Raw genomic sequence first — 22,097 nt, 5'->3', positions numbered from 1 at the left:
CGGATATTAACACGGGAGTTTTCGGGATGTGTGCACGACCGATTGGATGAAGCCCACTCCCACAGAGTTTATCTGCGCCGCGAATCCGGGCCAGACAAGGACCCCACTGTAGGAGCGAATTCATTCGCGAAGGTGGGTCAGGCGTAGGAGATGCTCGGCTGCACCGGCCAATCGCGAATAAATTCGCTCCTACAGGGTCCATCTGCGCCGCGAATCCCGGGCTTAACATGGACTCAACTGTGGGAGCGAATTCATTCGCGAAGATGGGTCAGGCGGCGGAGATGCTCGGCTGCACCGGCCAATCGCGAATAAATTCGCTCCTACAGGGTCAATCTGCGCCGCAAAGTCCGGGCCTAGCAAGGACTCAACTGTGGGAGCGAATTCATTCGCGAAGATGGGTCAGGCGGTGGAAATGTATCGGCCGCACAGGCCCTCAACCGTGCTTGATCCCCCGCACCTCATCCACCCCGCGATTCGCCAACTGGTCGGCTCGCTCGTTGCCGGGGTGGCCGATGTGCCCGCGCACCCACTTCCAGGTGACATTGTGGCGATTGACCTGCTCGTCCAGTTGCCTCCACAGGTCGGCGTTCTTCACCGGTTCTTTCGCCGCCGTCTTCCAGCCGCGCTTCTTCCAGTTGACCATCCACTCGGTGATGCCCTTCATCACGTACTGCGAGTCGGTCACCAGAATCACGTCACAGGAACGCTTGAGCTCTTCCAGCCCGCGAATCGCCCCCAGCAGTTCCATGCGATTGTTGGTGGTGTTGGCCTCACCGCCCCAGAGTTCCTTTTCAACGCCTTTGCAGACCAGCAATGCGCCCCAGCCGCCAGGACCGGGATTGCCCTTGCAGGCGCCATCGGAGAAGAGTTCGACGGTATCGGTATCGCTCATTACATTCGTTCCAGAATTGATGAAGCCCGGCTATCAACCCTAAGGCATCAAAGCTCGGGGGTGCGCCGATTGACCTTGGCCATCGGCAGCGGCAGCAGTTTGCCCATGGGCTCCCGGCGGGGCATGCGCACCGGTCGCAGCCCGACCACCATCTTGCGTGCCACTAATAAATAGAAGCCGCCACCGGGGCTCTGCCAGCCACCACCCAGTCGTTCAAGGCCTGACAGGCGGTTTTGCCACTTGGGCGAAGCAAGCGGCGGACGATAGCACCCGAACCGGCGTTTCTCCAGCGCGAAGCCCAGCAGATTGAGCCAGTCGCCGACCCGCGATGGCGAGATGCAACGCGCCCGACGCAAGGCATCGTTGGCGAAGAAATGACGGACGCCCCACGTGCTCCAAGGGTTGATGCCGACGATCACCAAATGGCCACCAGGTCGCACACTGCTGGCGGCTTCGCGCAACAGACCGTGGGGAGAAAGACAGAAATCCAGCCCGTGCTGCATCACCACGACGTCAGCCGCGTGCTCGCTCAACGGCCAGGCCTGCTCTTCGCAAACGATCTCAACCCCCGGCAACGGCGCGCCAAGCCGTACGTTGCGCTGCACCTGCTTGGCTTCGGGCGGGTTTTGCGCCGACGGTCCGTAATGCACCAGATAGCCGCCAAAGAACCGTTCGAGCTCTTCTTCGAGCACCTTTCGTTCTTCTTCCAGCAACAACTGCCCTAAAGGGCCGGACAGCCACTCACGGGCAGCGCTGATCAACTCAAGCCACTCGGGGTCGGCCTGGGCGAACGCTTCATCGGTCATTTCCGGTCTCCATGAGATGGCCCGCGCGAGGAAGGCTCGCGTGGACGCTATTCAGACTCTAAGATTGCGCTTTGTTTCCAGCCAAGTGAATCGCGCCATGATACAGATCGATGCCCTGCCCGCTTTCACCGATAACTACATCTGGTTGTTACAAGACAATGCCAGCCAGCGTTGCGCCGTGGTCGATCCCGGCGACGCCGCGCCCGTGCTGGCCTGGCTGGGCAACCACCCAGGCTGGGAACTGAGCGACATCCTGATCACCCATCACCACGCGGACCACACCGGTGGCGTGGCCGAGCTCAAGGACGTGACTGGCGCCAGGGTTTACGGCCCGGCCAACGAAAAAATTCCGGCCCGGGACGTTGCGCTGTCCGATCACGATGAAGTCACCGTACTCGGCCTGACCTTCGCCGTCCATGCGGTCCCCGGCCACACCCTGGGGCACATCGCCTTTTATCACGCCGATCCGCAGACGCCCCTGCTGTTCAGCGGCGACACGCTGTTCGCGGCGGGCTGCGGTCGCCTGTTCGAAGGCACCCCGCAGCAGATGCATCATTCGTTGAGCCGTCTGGCCGAGTTGCCCGACAGCACTGAGGTGTACTGCGCTCATGAATACACCCTCAGCAACCTGCGTTTTGCCGTGGCCGTGGAGCCGGAGAACCCGGACGTCACTGGCCGTTTCGAGCAAGTGACCCGCTGGCGCGAGGAAAACCGTATCAGCCTGCCCTCGACATTGGGGCTGGAACGCAAGACCAATCCGTTTTTGCGAGCTTCGCAACCTTCGGTAAAACAAAAAGCGGACGAACGGACGGGTATAGACAACGCGTCGCCTGTAGCCGTTTTTGCCGCCTTGCGGGCTTGGAAAGATAAGTTCTAAACGGGTTGCGGATCGGCACAAAAATTCTGAAAGGTTGACCGTTCTTAAGACGCTTTCTAGAATCGCCCGACATTTTCGACTGGAACTATCCCCCAGCCAATGTCGTCATCCATACGCAGAACCTTTAATTCCGACGCATTGACTCGGTTAGCTCAGGCAATCGCGGTGGTCGCGAGCGCAACGTTGGCAGGCTGCCAGACCACCAGCAGCCTGGAGCCCAGCGGCTCGACCAATGTCTCGCACACCCCCGCCGTCGCCAAACCCCAGCCCGTTTTCGTGGCACGCAAACCCGCTCCGCTGGCCCCGCCCCATGACGTGTGGGAACGCATGCGTCAGGGCTTCCAGTTGCAAGACGGCAACGGCCTCAACCCGCGCATCGACCAACAGCGTCTCTGGTTCGCCAACAACCCGTCGTTTCTCGAAACGGCCGGTGAGCGTGGCAGCCTTTATATGCACTACATCGTCGAACGCCTCGAAGAACGCAACATGCCGCTGGAACTGGCGCTGCTGCCGGTCATCGAAAGCGCCTACAACCCGAACGCGCTGTCTCGCAGCGATGCCGCCGGCATCTGGCAGTTCATCCCGTCCACGGGGCGTTACTTCAACCTGCGCCAGACCAGTTTCTACGATGGCCGCCGCGACATCACAGCGTCCACCGCCGCCGCCCTTGACTACCTGACCAAGCTGCACGACATGTTCAACGGCGACTGGCTGCTGGCTCTCGCGGCCTATAACGCCGGTGAAGGCACCGTCAGCCGCGCCATCGAACGCAATGAAAAGCTCAATCTGCCGACCGACTACTGGAACCTGCCGCTGCCGCAGGAAACCCGCGACTACGTGCCGAAACTGCTGGCCCTGTCGCAAGTGGTCATGTCGCCGGAAGCCTACGGCGTCAACCTCAACCCGATCGACAACAAGCCTTACTTCGAAGTCGTCGAGCTGAACCAGCGCATGGACCTGTCCAAAGTCGCGCAGATGGCCAACATCGATGAAGACGAGCTGATGCAGCTCAACCCGGCGTTCAAGAAGCGCCTGACCATCGACGGCCCTCAGCACCTGTTGGTGCCGACCTCCAAATCACAATTGCTGACCGCCAACCTCTCGAACATGAAGCCCGAAGAGTTGGTGGACTGGCAGCAATACCGCGTGCGTCCGGGCGACAGCCTGGCCAGCATCGCCAGCCGCTACAAGGTGTCGACCAGCACGCTCAAGGACTTGAACAAGCTCTCGGGTAATCACCTCAAGCGCGGCCAGGCCCTGACCATCCCCGTACAACCGGGCATGAAAACCGCGATGCCGGTGTTCGAAGAAGTGGCCGAGGTGGATGAAAAGCCTGTCCGCATGCGCACCTATAAAGTGAAGAAGGGCGACACCCTCGCGCAGATCGCCCGCGTCAACAAGGTGGACGCCAAGGACCTGCAGCACTGGAACAAGCTGACCGGCCACAACATGAAAGTGGGCCAGACGCTGGTGATGCAGGACAACAGCAAGCCTGCCCCTGCGCCAACCACCAAAGCCAGCGCCCGCGCCGTGGCCAAGGCCGACACCGGCAGCAAGGCCAAAGGCAAGGCTCAGGACGCCGAACCGAAGGCGATGCAGTACAAGATCCAGAAAGGCGATTCAATGTACGCCGTGGCCAAGCGTTTCAACGTCGAGATGCAACACCTCAAGCGCTGGAACCCGCGCAGCGGCCAGGCGTTGAAGCCTGGGCAGACGTTGACGGTTTATTTGCCGCATTGATTCGCAAAGTCGAGCTGGCAGGGATTGGATAAATTCACCATTTCCCTGCCGAACGCCGATTAACTGTGGGAGCGAATTCATTCGCGAGGCAATTGATCAGTCGACGGATCTTCATCGAATGTACCGGCGTCTCGCGAATAAATTCGCTCCCACAGGGTTTTGCATCAACCTGCCGTAACCCTCACACCCTTCGCCCCCACCTTTTTCCAGCCCATACAAGCTGTTACTGTGACCGACCGCTGCCTGGATCGAACGCCATTTGATACGCCTCCTGCTGCTGACTTTCAGCCTGGTCTTGAGCACGACAGCCGCCGCGACCATCAGCGAAAGCCATGGTTACGCACAGTTCGGTGTCCTCAAGTACCCGGCCAGCTTCACCCATTTCGACTGGGTCAACCCCGAGGCGCCGAAGGCTGGCACCTTGCGAATCATGGCCAACGGCACGTTCGACACGCTCAACCCCTACACTTTCAAGGGCAGCAGCCCGATCTCGACCCCCAATTTCGGCCAGTACGGCGTCAGTGAGCTGAACGAACCGCTCATGGTCGGCACCGGGCAATACGATCCGTCCGGCGATGAACCGACGTCGAGCTACGGCCTGATCGCCAAGACCGTCGAATACAGCGAGGACCGCAGTTGGGTGGTGTTCAACCTGCGCCCCGAAGCGCGCTTTCACGACGGCAAGCCGATCACTGCCTACGACGTGGCGTTTTCCTACAGAACCCTGTTGAAAGACGGACACCCGCAATACCGCACGGCGTTGCAGGAAGTGCAACGGGTGGACATCCTCAACCGCCATCGCATCCGTTTCGTGTTCAAGCGGTCCGGCAACCCATTACTGATCTTGCGCCTCGGTGAACTGCCCGTGCTGCCGCAGCATTACTGGAAGAACCGCGACTTCAAGGCCACCACCTTTGAGGCGCCGCTGGGCAGCGGTCCGTACCGCATCACTCAAGTCCGTCCGGGGCGCAGCCTGGTGTTCGAGCGGGTCAAGGATTACTGGGGCAAGGACCTGCCGGTCAATCGCGGGAAGTACAACTTCAACCGCGTGGAAGTGGAGTTCTACCGCGATGCCGACGTCGCGTTCGAAGCCTTCAAAGCGGGCGAATTCGACATCTATATCGAGCATCAGGCCAAGAACTGGTTCACCGGCTACGACTACCCCGCCGTCAACGAAGGCCGTGTGATCAAGGCGCAGATTCCGCACCAGATCCCGACCCAGACCCAAGGCCTGTTCATGAACACCCGGCGCGGCACCTTCGCTGACATTCGCGTCCGGGAAGCCCTGGGCCTGATGTTCAACTTTGAGTGGACCAACCGCACGCTGTTCAACAACGCCTACCAGCGCTCGACCAGCTACTACCCCAACAGCGAATTTTCCGCGACCGACCTGCCCTCCGGCCGCGAATTCCTGATGCTGTCGCCCTATCGCAATCAACTGCCCGCGCCACTGTTCACCCAGCCGTTTGCAGTGTCGAAAACCGATGGCGGCGGCGTGCCCCGCGACACCATTCGCCGCGCCCTCGGCCTGCTCGCCGACGCCGGTTGGAAATTCACTGACCGTGGCCTGACCAACGCGGCCGGTCAGCCGTTGCGTTTTGAAATACTCCTGGTCAACCCAAGCCTCGAACGAATCCTGCAGCCCTACATCGAAGACCTCACGCGAATCGGCATCGAGGCTCGGCTGCGCACGGTCGATCGCGCTCAATACAAGCAGCGGCTGGACCAGTTCGATTTCGACATGATTCTGATGACCCTCAGCCAGACCCTGAGTCCGGGCCTGGAGCAATGGCAGTATTTCCATTCCAGCCAGGCGAGCATCAAGGGCAGCAAAAACTACGCGGGCGTCGCCAATCCGGTCGTGGATAACCTCCTCAGCCAGTTATTGTCGGCGAAAACCCGTGAAGATCAGGTCGCCGCGACCAAGGCACTGGACCGCGTCCTGCTCTGGCAGCATTACATGATCCCCAACTGGTACCTCAGCACCCATCGTCTGGCGTACCGCAACAGATTCGCCTTCGTCACCACCCCGCCCTATACCCTGGGCCTGCGTGCGTGGTGGCTCAAGCCTTCGGAGAAAAACCCATGACTGCCCTCCGCTCCCTGACGCGGGCTGGCGGCTTGTTGCTGAGCCCGTTCCTGCTGACTCCACTGCTGCTGGGGATGGCCGCCTCATCCCAGGCCGCGCCGCAACATGCCATCACGCTGTACAACGAGGCGCCCAAATACCCGGCGGACTACAAACACTTCGATTACGTGAACCCCGACGCGCCAAAGGGCGGCATCCTGCGCAGCGCCGGGTTTGGCGGCTTCGACAGCCTCAATCCGTTCATCAGCAAGGGCGTGCCCGCCGATGACATCGGTCTGATCTACGACACCCTGATGCGTCAGGGTCTGGACGAGCCGTTCACCGAATACGGCCTCATCGCAGAAAAAGTCGAACGCGCCCCGGACAACAGCTGGGTGCGTTTCTACCTGCGACCTGAAGCCAAATTCAACGACGGCCACCCGGTGCGTGCCGACGACGTGGTGTTCAGCTTCGAGACGCTGATCAAGGACGGCTCCCCGCTGTACCGCAGCTATTACGCCGATGTCGATCAGGCGGTCGCGGAAAACCCGACCACGGTGCTGTTCAAGTTCAAGCACAACGACAACCGCGAGCTGCCGCTGATCATTGGCCAACTGCCGGTGCTGCCGAAACATTGGTGGGCCACCCGCGATTTCAGCAGGGGCAATCTGGAGATTCCGTTGGGCAGCGGGCCGTACAAGGTAGTCGACGTCAAACCCGGACGCTCGGTGCGTTACGAGCGGGTCAGGGATTACTGGGGCAAGGACCTGCCGGTCAACAAGGGCTTCTACAACTTCGACAAGCTGTCCACCGACTACTACCGCGACAACACCGTCGCGCTCGAAGCCTTGAAAGCCGGGGCCTTCGACTTCTGGCAGGAAATGACCGCGAAAAACTGGGCCACGGCCTACGACGTGCCCGCCGTGCGTGAGGGCCGTTTGATCAAGGAAGAAATCCCCAACGGCAACCCGCAAGGCATGCAGGGTTTCATCTTCAACCTGCGCAAGCCGATGTTCCAGGACGTCCGTGTGCGTCAGGCCCTGAGCCTGCTGCTGGATTTCGAGTGGACCAACAAGCAGCTGTTTTTTGGCACCTATACACGTACAAAAAGTTATTTCGACAACTCGGACATGGGCTCCCGTGGCCTGCCGTCCGAGGCCGAGCTGAAAATCCTCGAACCGTTGCGTGACAAACTGCCACCCGCGCTGTTCACCGATGAATTCAAACTGCCCGTCACCGATGGCAGCGGGATCATTCGCGAGCAACAGCGCAAGGCCTTTGCACTGCTGAAAGATGCGGGCTGGAAGATCGTCGGCGACAAGATGGTCGACACCGAAGGCAAGCCGGTTAGCATCGAATTCCTGCTGGCTCAGACTGAATTCGAGCGCGTGCTGTTGCCGTTCAAGCGCAACCTGGCGGACATCGGCATCAACCTGGAGATTCGCCGGGTGGACGTCTCGCAATACATCACCCGCCGCCGCTCGCGGGACTACGACATGATCGTCGGCAGCTTCCCGCAATCCAGCTCGCCGGGTAATGAACAGCGCGAATACTGGGATTCGTCCGCCGCCGACAAACCGGGCAGCTACAACCTGATCGGGCTGAAGGACCCGGCCGTCGACACGCTGGTCAGTGGCCTGATCAACGCTGACTCGCGTCAGAACCTGATCGACCACACCCGCGCCCTCGACCGCACCCTGCTCTGGGGCTATTACGTGATCCCCAACTGGCACATCAAGACCTGGCGCCTCGCGTACTGGGATCACCTCGGTCACCCGAAAAAATCCCCGCTCTACGACATCGGCACCATGACCTGGTGGGTCAAACCCGACGCGACCCCTGCGATTCCGGTGCAAACCACGCAGGACGCCGCCGAGCCTGAAGCACCTTCCAAGGACACGGAGCAATAACATGCTGGCGTACATTCTGCGGCGCTTGCTGCTGATCGTGCCGACCCTGTTCGGCATTCTGTTGATCAACTTCGTGATCATCCAGGCCGCTCCCGGTGGCCCGGTGGAACAGATGATCGCCAAGCTGGAAGGCTTCGAAGGCGCTACCAGCCGCATCGCCGGTGGCGGCGCAGAAGTCTCGGTGGCAGGCTCGACCTACCGCGGCGCACAGGGCCTGGACCCGGCGCTGATCAAGGAAATCGAGCACATGTACGGCTTCGACAAGTCGGCGCCGGAACGCCTGTGGATCATGGTCAAGAACTACGCCCGGCTCGATTTCGGCGACAGCTTCTTCCGCGACGCCAAGGTCATCGACCTGATCGTCGAGAAGATGCCGGTGTCGATCTCGCTCGGGCTGTGGAGCACCCTGATCATGTACCTGGTGTCGATCCCGCTCGGGATCGCCAAGGCCACGCGACACGGCAGCCAGTTCGACGTCTGGACCAGCTCGGCGATCATCGTCGGCTATGCAATCCCGGCGTTCCTGTTCGCCATCCTGCTGATCGTTGTATTCGCCGGCGGCAGTTATTTCGACTGGTTCCCGCTGCGGGGCCTGACCTCCAGCAACTTCGACGAACTGAGCTGGCTGGGCAAGGTCGGCGATTACTTCTGGCACCTTGTACTGCCAATCACCGCGCTGGTGATCGGCAACTTCGCCACCATGACCCTGCTGACCAAAAACAGCTTCCTCGATGAAATCGGCAAGCAGTACGTGATCACCGCCAAGGCCAAAGGCCTGACTCAGCATCGCGTGCTCTACGGCCATGTGTTTCGCAACGCGATGCTGCTGGTGATCGCGGGTTTCCCGTCGGCGTTCATTGGCATTTTCTTCACCGGCTCGCTACTGGTGGAAGTGATCTTTTCCCTCGACGGCCTCGGCCTGATGAGTTTCGAAGCCGCGATCAACCGCGACTACCCGGTGGTGTTCGGCACCCTCTTCATCTTCACCCTGCTGGGGCTGGTGGTGAAACTGATCGGCGACCTGACCTACACGCTGGTTGACCCACGTATCGACTTCGACCGCAGGGATCATTGATATGACGTTGTCCCCTCTCAATCGACGCCGTTTCGAACGCTTCAAGGCCAACAAACGCGGCTGGTGGTCGCTGTGGCTGTTCCTCATCCTGTTCGGCCTGAGCCTCGGCGCCGAGCTGATCGCCAACGACAAACCGCTGATCGTGAAATACGACGGCCAGTGGTTTTTCCCGGTGTTCGAACGCTACCCCGAAACGACCTTCGGCGGCGAATTCCCGCTGGAAGCCAACTACAAGAGCCCGTACATCAAGGAATTGATCGCGGCGAAAGACGGCTGGACGTTATGGGCGCCGATCCCGTTCAGCTACCAGAGCATCAACTACGACCTGAAAGTCCCGGCCCCTGCCCCGCCGTCCCGGGAGAACCTGTTCGGCACCGACGACCAGGGCCGTGATGTGCTGGCCCGAGTCATCTACGGCTTCCGCGTCTCGGTGCTGTTCGCCCTGACCCTGACGATCCTCAGCTCGATCATCGGCGTCATCGCCGGGGCCTTGCAGGGCTTCTATGGCGGCTGGGTCGATCTGGTGGGCCAGCGCTTTCTGGAAATCTGGTCGGGCCTGCCGGTGCTGTACCTGCTGATCATCCTCGCCAGCTTCGTGCAGCCCAACTTCTGGTGGCTGCTGGGCATCATGCTGCTGTTCTCGTGGATGAGCCTGGTGGACGTGGTGCGCGCCGAGTTCCTGCGTGGACGCAACCTCGAATACGTGCGCGCCGCCCGCGCGCTGGGCATGCAGAACGGCGCGATCATGTTCCGCCACATCCTGCCCAACGCCATGGTCTCGACCATGACCTTCATGCCGTTCATTCTCACCGGCGCGATCGGCACCCTGACCGCACTGGACTTCCTGGGCTTCGGCCTGCCCGCCGGCTCGCCTTCGCTGGGCGAACTTGTCGCGCAGGGCAAATCCAACCTGCAGGCACCGTGGCTGGGCATCAGTGCCTTTGCCGTGCTGGCGATCATGTTGAGTTTGCTGGTGTTCATCGGCGAATCCGCCCGTGACGCATTCGATCCGAGGAAATGAGATGAATCAGGACAATCTGATCGAAATCCGCAACCTGTCCGTCGAGTTCGTCACCGGCCAGAAAACCCAGCGAGTGGTCGAAGGCATCAGCTTCGACATTCGCAAGGGCGAAACCCTCGCGTTGGTCGGCGAAAGCGGATCGGGCAAGTCAGTCACCGCCCACTCCATCCTGCGACTTTTGCCCTACCCCTTGGCGCGGCACCCGACCGGCACGATCCAGTACGCGGGCAACGAGCTGCTGACGGTCAGCGAGAAACGCATGCGCGCCATTCGCGGCAACCGCATCGCGATGATTTTCCAGGAGCCGATGACCTCGCTGAACCCGCTGCAATCCATCGAAAAGCAGATCAACGAAGTGCTGGGTCTGCACAAGGGCCTGACCGGCAAGGCGGCCACCCGCCGCACGCTGGAGCTGCTGGAACTGGTGGGCATCCCTGAGCCGCTCAAACGCCTCAAGGCCCTGCCCCACGAGCTGTCAGGGGGCCAGCGGCAGCGGGTGATGATTGCGATGGCGCTGGCCAACGAGCCGGAATTGCTGATCGCCGACGAGCCGACCACCGCGCTGGACGTCACGGTGCAGCTGAAAATCCTCAAACTACTGAAAGAATTGCAGGCCCGCCTGGGCATGGCATTGCTGCTGATCAGCCACGATTTGAACGTCGTTCGACAAATTGCCAACCGAGTATGTGTCATGCAGCGCGGTTGCATCGTCGAACAGGCATCGTGCGAAGAGCTGTTCCGCACACCGCAGCATCCGTACACGAAAGAACTGCTCAGCGCCGAACCCAAAGGCGGTCCGGCGAACAACGTGCCGGGCGCGCCAATGCTGGAAGTCGAAGACCTGAAAGTCTGGTTTCCGATCAAGAAAGGTGTGTTCAAACGCACCGTCGATCACGTCAAGGCCGTGGACGGCATCCACTTCAGTCTGCCCAAGGGCCAGACGCTGGGGATCGTCGGCGAAAGCGGCTCGGGCAAATCGACGTTGGGGCTGGCGATTCTCAGGTTGATTCGCAGCGAAGGCGAGATACGCTTTCAGGGCGATTCACTGGCCTGCCTCAAGCAGGACCAGGTGCGGCCGTTGCGGCGGCAGATGCAGGTGGTGTTTCAGGACCCGTTCGGCAGCCTGAGCCCGCGCATGTCGGTGTGTGACATCGTGGGCGAAGGTCTGCGGATTCATAAGATCGGCACGCCGGTCGAGCAAGAGGCGGCGGTGATCGCGGCGCTCAAGGAAGTGGGTCTGGACCCGGAAACCCGGCACCGCTATCCCCATGAGTTTTCGGGCGGACAGCGGCAAAGGATCGCCATCGCACGGGCATTAGTGTTAAAACCGGCGCTGATTTTACTGGACGAGCCCACATCGGCCCTCGACCGGACCGTTCAGCGTCAAGTGGTGGAGCTTTTGCGCTCCCTGCAAACCAAGTACAACCTGACGTATTTGTTTATCAGCCATGACCTGGCGGTAGTCAAAGCGCTGAGCCACCAGCTGATGGTGGTCAAGCAAGGCCAAGTGGTCGAACAGGGTGTGGCAGAAGATATTTTCGCCGCACCGCAACATCCTTATACACAGCAGCTGCTGGAGGCCGCGTTTCTGGCCCCAGCAACTGTCGATTAACCTGAAGAGGAAAAAACCATGGGTTTTCTCGCCGGTAAGCGCGTCCTGATCGTCGGTGTCGCCAGCAAATTGTCCATCGCATCCGGTATCGCTGCCGCCATGCATCGCGAGGGCGCTGAGCTTGCCTTCACCTACCAGAACGAAAAACTCAAAGGCCGCGTCGAAGAATTCGCAGCGGGCTGGGGTTCAAACGCTGATCTGTGCTTCCCTTGCGACGTCGCCAGCGACGAAGAAATCGCCAAGGTTTTCGAAGAATTGAGCAAGAAGTGGGACGGCCTGGACTGCATCGTGCACTCCGTCGGCTTCGCACCGGGCGACCAACTGGACGGCGACTTCACCCAAGCCACCACCCGCGACGGTTTCCGCATCGCCCACGACATCAGCGCCTACAGCTTCGTCGCACTGGCCAAAGCCGGTCGTGAACTGATGAAAGGCCGCAACGGCAGCCTGCTGACCCTGTCGTACCTGGGCGCTGAGCGCACCATGCCGAACTACAACGTGATGGGCATGGCCAAGGCCAGCCTGGAAGCCGGCGTCCGTTATCTGGCCCGCAGCCTCGGCCCGGACGGCACTCGTGTTAACGCGGTATCGGCGGGTCCGATCCGCACCCTCGCTGCTTCCGGTATCAAGAACTTCCGCAAGATGCTGGACGCCAACGAAGCGCAAACCCCACTGCGCCGCAACGTCACCATCGACGAAGTCGGCAACGCAGGCGCGTTCCTGTGCTCCGACCTGGCGTCGGGTGTGAGCGGTGAGATCATGTACGTTGACGGTGGCTTCAACACCACGGCGATGGGTGATCTGGAAGGCTGATGTTTCAAGCTTTGCGCGATAACTGAAAAGCCCCGGTTCTTTTTGAGCCGGGGCTTTTGTGGTTTTAGGGCGATGGCGCTGTTAGTGATGGAGTGAATATCCGTTTCTTTGGGCGAGGCTAAGATTGGTTCCGCTCTTACAGCGGGTCACTTTTTCAAGAGCCTTGAAAAAGTGACCCGCTGTAAGAGCGGAACCGACACCAGCGCCACCCATTGCAACGGATATGCCCCCATCCCAACGCCACTTCAAAATCTAAAACCCAAAAACAAAAAAGCCCCGACTCTCACGAGCCGGGGCTTTTTGTTTTTCAGCAGGTATTACGACGAATCAGTACTTCTCGATCTTCGCTGCCGATTGAAGCTGTGCCTGATACGACTCGAAGTCCTGACGGCCCTCACGGGACGCGAGGAAGCGACGGTACTGGGTCTTCTCGGCGTCAGTCGCCGGAGCGGCCTGATTCACGCCATTGAGGCGCACCACCACGAAGCTGCCATCGGCAGCGGTCAGGCTGGCGTAAACCGGCTTGTCCTTGCCTTCAGGCTTCGGCATCCGGAACAGCGCCTGCAGCACCTGAGGGTCTACACCCTCTTGTCCACGAGAAGCGGCTTCAACCACTTTCCAGCTCTGGCCTTCCTGTTTGGTCGCGGTGTAGGGCACCTTGCCATCGCGCAACCCGGCCAGCAGCGCTTCGCCCTTGCCCTTGACGGCATCGCTGGCGTGGTTCTTGACCAGTTGCGCGCGAATGGCGTCAGAAACGGCTTCCAGCGGCAACTGTTCAGGTTGACGGTGCTCTTTCACGTGCACCACCACCACGGTCTCAGGATCGAGTTCCAGCGCCGAGCTGTTGGAACCCTCTTCCATCACTTCAGGGCTAAACGCGGCCTGGATCACAGCGCGGTTTGCTGCGACACCTTCGCCACCTTCACGACCGAACGGCGCCGTGGTCTGAACCTTCAGGCCCAGGTCCTGTGCAGGTTGCGACAGATCCGAAGCTTCATACGCCGCATCCTGCAATTTCTTGCTGGCGTCGACATACTGCTGCTCGACCTGCAGCGATTTCAGCTCGTGAGTCAGTTTGTCTTTCAGGCTGGCGAAGGTCGGCACCGACGGCGCTTCAACACCCAGCAGCTTGATCAGGTGCCAGCCGAACTGGCTTTTGACCGGGGCGGACACCTGGTCCTTGTTCAACGCATACAGCGCGTCTTCGAAGCTCGGGTCGTATACGCCCTTGCCTGCATAACCCAGATCACCGCCTTTGCCTGACGAACCCGGGTCTTGCGAGAACTCTTTGGCCAGTGCCGCGAAGTCTTCACCCTTGGCCAGACGCTGCTGGATCTCTTCGATCTTCGCCTTCGCCTGTGCGTCGGTGGTCTTGTCGTTGACCTCGATCAGGATGTGCGCCGCACGACGCTGCTCGGCCAGGTTGGCGGTCTCTTTCTGGTAAGCGGCCTGAAGGTCTTCGTCCTTCACCGACACCTTGTCGAAGAACGACGATTTTTTCAGCTCGATGTAATCCAGAACCACTTGCTCAGGGCTCAAGAATTCCTTGGCGTGCTGGTCGTAGTGCGCCTTGATTTCGTCGTCAGTGATTTTCACGTTGGACGGATCGGCGGGCAGAGTCAGCGTCGCGAAATCGCGGGTCTGTTTTTCCAGACGGGCGAACGCATCGACCTGGGCGTCGGTGACAAAAGCACTGCCGCCGATGCCTGCGCGAATCTGGCCGATCAGCATTTCCTGACCCAGAATCTGGCGGAATTGCAGGCGGCTGTAACCCAACTGACGGACGACCTGATCGAAACGGTCAGCATTGAATTTGCCGTCAACCTGGAATTCAGGCGTCATCAGGATCTGCTGATCCAGCGCCGCTTCCGAGAAGCCAAACTTGGCATCCGCTGCGCCCTGCAGCAGCAGCTTGCGATCAATCAGGCCCTTGAGCGCCGACTCCCGCAGCATCTGTTCATTGAGCATCGCCGGATCGAAATCCTTGCCCAACTGTTGCACGAGCTGGCGGCGTTGCATCTCAACGGCCTGACCCAGGTCGGTCTGAGTGATTTCGTCACCGTTGACCTTCGCCGCGTCCTGGCTGTGGCTGGTGGCCCTGAAAATGGCATCGAAACCCGTCAGCGCCATCAGCGCCATGACAACGCCGATGATGGTCTTGGCAATCCAGCCTTGTGAATTGTCCCTGATATTCTGCAGCATGCGTCCCCCAGAGGGTTGTACTCAACTCACCAAGCTGCGACACACGGAGCGGAGCGTGGGTGTATTCCGGATAGAAGAAAGGCGCATCCGAGGATGCGCCTTCTCGTAACTTTCAAAAACGGGCATAACGGGCGAAGCGGACAGGGTTCGATGTTGCGTCCCCTGGGGTGACAGGCCAGCGCTTGACCAACCGCACTTGCCGCTTCACGCCCGGAACAGAGGTAACGCTGTCCCGGACGGGCAAAGGTAACGAAGAAACTTAGTTGACCGCTTCTTTCAGCGCTTTACCGGCTTTGAAGCCTGGCTTCTTGGCGGCAGCGATCTGCAGTGCCTTGCCAGTCTGAGGGTTGCGGCCGGTACGGGCAGGACGATCAGTTACGGAGAATGTGCCGAAGCCAACCAGTACAACGGAGTCGCCAGCCTTAAGAGCGCCAGTGACGGATTCGATTACTGCGTCCAGCGCACGGCCAGCAGCAGCTTTCGGGATGTCAGCGGATGCGGCGATAGCATCAATCAGTTCCGACTTGTTCACTCTAAGTCCCCTTATATCTATCTATATTGAGTATATTTTCTAAGTTTTTTGGTGTTGCCAAACGAACGCTATGTGGCCTGCCTATAAGGACAGTTTGGGCTTGAAGAGCCGCTTTATAACAAGGGCTCTAAAAAGCTGTCAAGGAAGGCCCCACGGACTAATGCGTGCTAATTCTTTCCTTAGACTCAGACTCGCGTTTTTCATCCTTTGCAACCATCTCCGGAGCCACATCCGGCAAGGGCTCCGGCGCGTATTGCAGCGCAATTTGCAGGACTTCGTCAATCCATTTAACAGGTTTGATTTGCAGGTCTGCCTTGATGTTGTCAGGAATTTCCTTCAAATCGCGTACGTTTTCTTCCGGAATGATCACCGTTTTAATTCCGCCACGGTGTGCGGCCAGCAGTTTTTCCTTCAGACCGCCAATCGCCAGCACTTGCCCACGCAAGGTGATTTCACCGGTCATGGCCACATCGGCACGCACAGGGATCTGTGTCAGCGCCGAAACCAGTGCCGTGCACATGCCTACACCCGCGCTAGGGCCGTCTTTAGGCGTCGCCCCTTCCGGCATGTGGATATGCGTGTCGCGCTTCTCGTGGAAGTCCAGGGGGATGCCCAGGCTCTTCGCACGACTGCGCACCACCGTGAGCGCTGCGGTGATCGATTCGACCATGACGTCGCCCAGCGAACCGGTCTTGATCAACTGCCCCTTACCCGGTACCACGGCCGCTTCGATGGTCAGCAATTCGCCGCCCACTTGCGTCCATGCCAAGCCAGTGACTTGACCGATCTGATCCTGCTGCTCGGCCAGGCCGTAGCGGAATTTACGCACGCCAAGGAAATTTTCCAGCATCGCGGCGGTGACCACGACAGTGAAACGCTTCTCGCCAGCGTGCTCTTTGACCGCCTTGCGGCAGACCTTGGCAATCTGACGCTCCAGACTCCGCACACCTGCTTCACGCGTGTAGTACCGGATAATGTCGCGTATGGCCTCTTCTTCGAACTCGATTTCACCTTTTTTCAGGCCGTTCGCAGCGATCTGCTTGGGCGAGAGGTACTTGGTGGCAATGTTGATTTTCTCGTCTTCGGTGTAACCCGGCAGACGAATCACTTCCATACGGTCCAGCAAGGCCGCAGGAATGTTCATCGAGTTGGCGGTGCAGAGGAACATCACGTCCGACAGGTCGTAATCGACCTCCAGGTAGTGATCGTTGAAGTTGTGGTTCTGCTCGGGATCGAGCACTTCAAGCAGCGCCGACGCCGGGTCACCGCGCATGTCGCTGCCCATCTTGTCGATTTCGTCGAGCAGGAACAGTGGGTTGCGCACGCCGACCTTGGTCATCTTCTGAATCAAACGACCCGGCATCGAACCAATGTACGTCCGACGGTGACCACGAATTTCAGCTTCGTCACGCACACCACCCAAGGCCATGCGCACGAACTTGCGGTTGGTGGCGTGTGCGATCGACTCGGCCAGCGAGGTCTTGCCCACGCCAGGCGGACCGACCAGACACAGCACCGGACCACGAATCTTCTTCACGCGCTTTTGCACGGCGAGATATTCGAGAATCCGCTCTTTGACTTCTTCCAGACCGTAATGGTCAGCGTCGAGAATGTCCTCGGCCCGCGCGAGGTCCAGACGCACCTTGCTCTGAGCCTTCCACGGCACCTGCACCAGCCAGTCGATGTACGAACGCACGACGGTGGCTTCAGCCGACATGGGCGACATCTGCTTGAGCTTGTTCAGCTCGGCAGTGGCCTTGGTCATGGCATCTTTCGGCAGGCCGGCGGCATCGATGCGCTTTTTCAGCTCTTCGATTTCGTTGTGGCCTTCGTCGCCGTCGCCAAGCTCTTTCTGAATGGCCTTCATCTGCTCATTCAGGTAGTACTCGCGCTGGCTACGCTCCATTTGTTTCTTCACACGACCGCGAATGCGTTTCTCGACCTGCAACAGATCGATTTCGGCATCCAACAAGGCGAGCACGTGTTCGACACGGGCGCCCAGGTCGATGATTTCGAGGATTTCCTGCTTCTGCTCGATCTTCAGCGCCATGTGCGCGGCCATGGTGTCGACCAGGCGGCCAGGCTCATCGATGCTGTTGAGCGACGACAGGACTTCAGCCGGGACTTTTTTGCCCAGCTGCACATATTGCTCGAACTGCGACAGCAGGCTGCGCACGAACACTTCAGATTCACGGTCTGGCGCTTCGGCTTCGTCGATCAACGCCACTTCGGCGCGGCAATGGCCGTCCACTTCGATGAAACGCTCAACGGAGCCGCGCTGCTCGCCTTCGACCAACACTTTGACGGTGCCGTCCGGGAGCTTGAGCAGCTGCAATACGGTTGCAATGGTCCCTACGCTATAAAGGGCGTCTTCACCGGGATCATCGTCTGCAGGATTTCTTTGCGCGAGCAGCAAGATCTGCTTGTCACCGGTCATCGCAGCCTCAAGGGCCTCGATCGACTTCTCGCGCCCCACGAACAGTGGGATCACCATGTGCGGATACACCACGACATCACGCAATGGCAAAAGAGGCAGTTCAATGGTCGTCTTCATGATTTCGCCTCTACGGCGGCCTTAAGGCCATGGACAGATAGAAATGAGCTGAAAACCAAGATGGGGGTACCGATTCAAAAAAACAAGCGCCGGTTCGAGTTAATGCGAAAGGAGCCCTTGAAACGCAAAAAGGGCCCGAGGGCCCTTTTCGTTTTCCAGTTGCCCGGTGCGAAGCCGCAAGGCTTACGCGTCGGGTGCCGCCTTCGCAGGTGGCTCACTGTTTTCGTAGATCAACAGCGGCTTGGACGTACCTTCAATCACGCTTTCGTCGATCACCACCTTGCTCACGTCGGATTGCGACGGGATTTCGTACATGGTGTCGAGCAGCACGCCTTCGAGGATGGAGCGCAAACCACGGGCGCCGGTCTTGCGCTCCAGCGCGCGACGGGCAACAGACTTGAGTGCGTCAGTGCGGAACTCAAGGTCCACACCTTCCATTTCGAACAGCTTGCCGTACTGCTTGGTCAGCGCGTTTTTCGGCTCGGTCAGAATCTGCATCAATGCAGCTTCGTCCAGCTCGTCCAGGGTCGCCAGCACCGGCAAACGGCCCACGAATTCAGGGATCAGACCGAACTTGACCAGATCGTCAGGCTCGACTTCACGCAGGGATTCGCCAACCTTCTTGCCCTCTTCCTTGCTGCGAACCTCGGCGCCAAAGCCGATGCCGCCTTTGGTGGAGCGATTCTGAATGACCTTTTCGAGGCCAGAGAACGCACCGCCGCAGATGAACAGGATGTTGCGCGTGTCCACTTGCAGGAATTCCTGCTGTGGATGCTTGCGACCGCCTTGGGGCGGAACGGAAGCCACGGTACCCTCGATCAGTTTCAGCAGGGCCTGTTGCACGCCCTCGCCCGAGACGTCACGGGTAATCGAAGGGTTGTCGGACTTGCGTGAAATCTTGTCGATTTCATCGATGTAGACAATGCCCATCTGGGCCTTCTCGACATCGTAATCGCACTTCTGCAACAACTTCTGGATGATGTTTTCCACGTCCTCACCCACATAACCGGCTTCGGTCAGGGTGGTGGCGTCGGCGATGGTGAACGGTACATTGAGCAAACGTGCCAGCGTTTCAGCCAGCAGGGTCTTGCCGGAGCCTGTAGGGCCGATCAGCAGGATGTTGCTCTTGCCCAGTTCAACGTCGTCGTTTTTCTTGTCGCGCTGGTTCAGACGCTTGTAGTGGTTATACACCGCTACTGCGAGAACCTTCTTGGCACGCTCCTGACCGATGACGTACTGGTCAAGGATGCCGCTGATTTCTTTCGGCGATGGTAATTTATGCGAGCTGCTCTCTGCCTGTGCTTCCTGCACCTCCTCGCGGATGATGTCATTGCACAGGTCGACGCACTCGTCACAGATAAATACCGAGGGGCCGGCAATCAATTTGCGCACTTCATGCTGGCTTTTGCCGCAGAAGGAGCAATAAAGCAGTTTGCCGTTGTCCTCGCCGTTGCGGGTGTCAGTCATTCGATCGATCCAATCCGGTAGGCTTGCAACACAAGATGAAGGCAATTGCGGGCTTTTTCAAGTCCGCAGGTGGCACGGGGGTCCCGACCACCTGGGATTACTGCCAATCAAGCAATCATTTGATCATTTGACGTTTGTCGAGCACCGCGTCCACCAGACCGTATTCAGCAGCGCGTTCGGCGCTCATGAAGTTGTCGCGGTTGGTGTCACGCTCGATCGCTTCCAGCGACTGACCGGTATGGTGCGCCAGCAGCTCGTTCAGACGCTGGCGAATGTACAGGATTTCCTTGGCGTGAATGTCGATGTCCGACGCCTGCCCCTGGAAACCGCCCAGTGGCTGGTGAATCATCACGCGGGAATTCGGCAGGGCAAAACGCTTGCCCTTGGCACCACCTGCCAGCAGGAACGCGCCCATGCTGCAAGCCTGACCCATGACCGTCGTCGAAACGTCCGGTTTGATGAACTGCATGGTGTCGTAGATCGCCATGCCCGCAGTCACCGAACCGCCTGGGGAGTTGATGTAGAGATGGATGTCCTTGTCCGGGTTTTCCGCTTCAAGGAACAGGAGCTGCGCCGAGATCAGGTTGGCCATGTAATCTTCAACCGGGCCGACCAGGAAGATGACGCGTTCCTTGAGCAAACGGGAGTAGATGTCATAGGCGCGTTCGCCACGGGCGGACTGCTCGATAACCATCGGGACCAGGCCGCCAGCGGCCTGGATGTCAGAGTTCTGCTGAATATAAGAATTGCGGGACATGTCTCGCATTCACTCCCAAATAGTCATGTCTTGAATACGCATAAGCCAGCGCGAAGGCTGGCTTATGGTGTTTTCGAACGAGAGAAAGAAATCAGTCGGCTTGTGGAGCTTCTACCGGCTTGACGGCTTCTTCGTACGAGACCGCTTTATCGGTCACGCTCGCTTTCTGCAAAACAGTATCCACAACTTGCTCTTCCAGCACAACCGAACGCACTTCGTTCATTTGCTGTTCGTTCTTGTAGTACCAGGCCACGACCTGCTCTGGCTCCTGATAAGCGGAAGCCATTTCCTGGATCAGCTCGCGAACGCGGGCTTCGTCAGGCTTGAGGTCGAACTGCTTGACCACTTCAGCGACGATCAGGCCCAGCTCGACGCGGCGCTTGGCCTGCTCTTCGAACAGCTCGGCTGGCAGTTGGTCAGGCTTGATGTTGCCGCCGAACTGTTGAACGGCTTGAACGCGCAGGCGGTTCACTTCGTTTTCCAGCAGGGCTTTAGGGACTTCGATCGGGTTGGCAGCCAGCAGACCGTCCATGACCTGGTTCTTGACCTTGGACTTGATGGCCTGACGCAGCTCGCGCTCCATGTTCTTGCGAACTTCGGTGCGGAAACCTTCCAGGGTCGCTTCCTTGATACCGAACTGGTTGAAGAACGCTTCGTTCAGTTCAGGCAGGGTCGGAGCCGAGACGGTGTTGACAGTGACGGTGAACTCAGCAGTTTTGCCAGCCAGTTCCAGGTTCTGGTAGTCCTCAGGGAAGGTCAGGTTCAGAACCCGCTCTTCACCGGCTTTAGCGCCAACCAGGCCGTCTTCGAAGCCAGGGATCATGCGACCCGAGCCCAGCACCAGCTGAGTGCCGGTGGCCGAACCGCCAGCGAATGCTTCACCGTCGATCTTGCCGACAAAGTCGATGTTCAACTGGTCTTCGTTGGCAGCAGCACGGTCGGCGGCTTCGTAACGAACGTTCTGCTTGCGCAGGATTTCCAGCATGTTGTCCAGATCGGAGTCAGCGACGTCAGCGGACAGACGCTCGACGTTCACGGATTCGAAACCGGCAACGGAGAATTCAGGGAACACTTCGAAGGTGGCAACGTATTCGAGGTCTTTGCCTTTTTCGAAGGTTTTTGGCTCGACGGAAGGTGCGCCAGCCGGGTTCAGCTTTTGCTCTACGACAGCTTCGTAGAAGGTCGCCTGGATCAGGTCGCCCAGTGCTTCTTGACGAGCACCGTCTTCGTAACGCTGGCGGATCACGCTCATAGGCACTTTGCCAGGGCGGAAGCCCGGGATCTTGGCTTTACGTGCGGTCTGCTGCAGACGCTTGTTGACTTCGGTCTCGATGCGCTCAGCTGGCACGCCAATGGTCATGCGGCGCTCAAGAGCGGAAGTGTTTTCAACAGAAACTTGCATGGATATTCCTCGTTGCACAGACGTTAGCCGGCCGTTTCCGACCCCAGAATCAAGGGCAAGCATTCTAGTGGGTCAATCTCAAGAAGTCACCCTACTGACGAAGGGTAAATACAGTGGAATGCAACCAGGGGGAAAAGGACGAAGATTCAAAGCTTCGCAAGCGGTCTGGAACGCACTTTCCGCACCCCTATATAAAGGAAGCGAAGCACGACCGAATGTCGATCCAATCCCTGGAAACACTCCGGAAAAGCCCATCATCGACAGCATGGCGGACTCGTACCGGCATGAAACCAATACGTTGAAACAAAAAAAGCCGCACTAGGCGGCTTTTCACTCCCCGGAGTGCTTGACGCACTTTCCAGGGTTGTA

At 59.2% G+C, this 22,097-nt stretch carries 16 protein-coding genes; 8 read left to right on the top strand and 8 right to left on the bottom strand.

Annotated elements, in window-relative coordinates:
* Positions 1–433: 433 nt before the first annotated feature.
* Both rnhA and ACIQAL_RS03260 read right to left on the bottom strand, forming a co-directional pair.
* The gene (gene rnhA, locus ACIQAL_RS03265; protein WP_401142276.1) at positions 434–892 is read right to left on the bottom strand and encodes a ribonuclease HI; all 459 of its coding nucleotides are present in this window, start codon (positions 890–892) and stop codon (positions 434–436) included.
* Between the two features lie 47 nt (positions 893–939).
* A complete protein-coding gene (locus ACIQAL_RS03260; protein ID WP_166593213.1) occupies positions 940–1,698 on the bottom strand; it encodes a class I SAM-dependent methyltransferase in 759 nt (252 codons plus the stop codon).
* 97 nt (positions 1,699–1,795) lie between these two features.
* Here ACIQAL_RS03260 and gloB point away from each other — a divergent pair, with 97 nt between their 5' ends.
* From gloB to fabI, 8 genes are all read left to right on the top strand, one after another.
* Complete coding sequence (gloB, locus tag ACIQAL_RS03255) at positions 1,796–2,575, top strand: hydroxyacylglutathione hydrolase (RefSeq protein ID WP_401142273.1); 780 nt, start codon at positions 1,796–1,798, stop codon at positions 2,573–2,575.
* Positions 2,576–2,674: 99 nt separating this feature from the next.
* Positions 2,675–4,315 carry a LysM peptidoglycan-binding domain-containing protein gene (locus tag ACIQAL_RS03250; RefSeq protein ID WP_341959104.1) on the top strand — a complete coding sequence of 547 codons (1,641 nt, stop codon included), beginning with the start codon at positions 2,675–2,677 and terminating at the stop codon, positions 4,313–4,315.
* Between the two features lie 259 nt (positions 4,316–4,574).
* Positions 4,575–6,404, top strand: coding sequence for an extracellular solute-binding protein (locus tag ACIQAL_RS03245; protein WP_401142269.1), 1,830 nt, complete (start codon positions 4,575–4,577; stop codon positions 6,402–6,404).
* Positions 6,401–8,293, top strand: coding sequence for an extracellular solute-binding protein (locus ACIQAL_RS03240; protein WP_401142267.1), 1,893 nt, complete (start codon positions 6,401–6,403; stop codon positions 8,291–8,293). The genes ACIQAL_RS03245 and ACIQAL_RS03240 overlap by 4 nt, the downstream gene beginning before the upstream one ends.
* A gap of 1 nt (position 8,294) precedes the next feature.
* A complete protein-coding gene (locus ACIQAL_RS03235; RefSeq protein ID WP_166593218.1) occupies positions 8,295–9,368 on the top strand; it encodes a microcin C ABC transporter permease YejB in 1,074 nt (357 codons plus the stop codon).
* Between the two features lies 1 nt (position 9,369).
* Positions 9,370–10,389, top strand: a complete 1,020-nt coding sequence (locus tag ACIQAL_RS03230; protein WP_401142264.1) for an ABC transporter permease — start codon at positions 9,370–9,372, stop codon at positions 10,387–10,389.
* Between the two features lies 1 nt (position 10,390).
* A complete protein-coding gene (locus ACIQAL_RS03225; RefSeq protein ID WP_401142262.1) occupies positions 10,391–12,001 on the top strand; it encodes an ABC transporter ATP-binding protein in 1,611 nt (536 codons plus the stop codon).
* Between the two features lie 18 nt (positions 12,002–12,019).
* Positions 12,020–12,814 carry an enoyl-ACP reductase FabI gene (gene fabI / locus ACIQAL_RS03220; protein WP_166593221.1) on the top strand — a complete coding sequence of 265 codons (795 nt, stop codon included), beginning with the start codon at positions 12,020–12,022 and terminating at the stop codon, positions 12,812–12,814.
* A gap of 327 nt (positions 12,815–13,141) precedes the next feature.
* Here the strand turns inward: fabI and ACIQAL_RS03215 are convergent, their stop codons facing one another.
* From ACIQAL_RS03215 to tig, 6 genes are all read right to left on the bottom strand, one after another.
* Positions 13,142–15,016 carry a SurA N-terminal domain-containing protein gene (locus tag ACIQAL_RS03215; protein WP_401142259.1) on the bottom strand — a complete coding sequence of 625 codons (1,875 nt, stop codon included), beginning with the start codon at positions 15,014–15,016 and terminating at the stop codon, positions 13,142–13,144.
* A 259-nt stretch (positions 15,017–15,275) separates the two neighbouring features.
* Positions 15,276–15,548 (bottom strand): HU family DNA-binding protein, encoded by a 273-nt coding sequence (locus ACIQAL_RS03210; RefSeq protein WP_003174819.1) that lies wholly within the window; start codon positions 15,546–15,548, stop codon positions 15,276–15,278.
* Between the two features lie 157 nt (positions 15,549–15,705).
* Complete coding sequence (lon, locus tag ACIQAL_RS03205; RefSeq protein WP_401142257.1) at positions 15,706–18,102, bottom strand: endopeptidase La; 2,397 nt, start codon at positions 18,100–18,102, stop codon at positions 15,706–15,708.
* A gap of 183 nt (positions 18,103–18,285) precedes the next feature.
* On the bottom strand, positions 18,286–19,569 hold the full coding sequence (clpX, locus tag ACIQAL_RS03200; RefSeq protein ID WP_401142255.1) for an ATP-dependent Clp protease ATP-binding subunit ClpX: 1,284 nt from the start codon (positions 19,567–19,569) through the stop codon (positions 18,286–18,288).
* Between the two features lie 115 nt (positions 19,570–19,684).
* Positions 19,685–20,326 carry an ATP-dependent Clp endopeptidase proteolytic subunit ClpP gene (clpP, locus tag ACIQAL_RS03195; RefSeq protein ID WP_133751554.1) on the bottom strand — a complete coding sequence of 214 codons (642 nt, stop codon included), beginning with the start codon at positions 20,324–20,326 and terminating at the stop codon, positions 19,685–19,687.
* Positions 20,327–20,417: 91 nt separating this feature from the next.
* The gene (gene tig, locus ACIQAL_RS03190) at positions 20,418–21,728 is read right to left on the bottom strand and encodes a trigger factor (protein ID WP_341959147.1); all 1,311 of its coding nucleotides are present in this window, start codon (positions 21,726–21,728) and stop codon (positions 20,418–20,420) included.
* Positions 21,729–22,097 lie beyond the last annotated feature (369 nt).

This window comes from Pseudomonas sp. NPDC088368, from assembly GCF_044753445.1.
Lineage (GTDB): Bacteria > Pseudomonadota > Gammaproteobacteria > Pseudomonadales > Pseudomonadaceae > Aquipseudomonas > Aquipseudomonas bambusae.
This window is presented reverse-complemented; position numbering and strand designations above follow the sequence as displayed.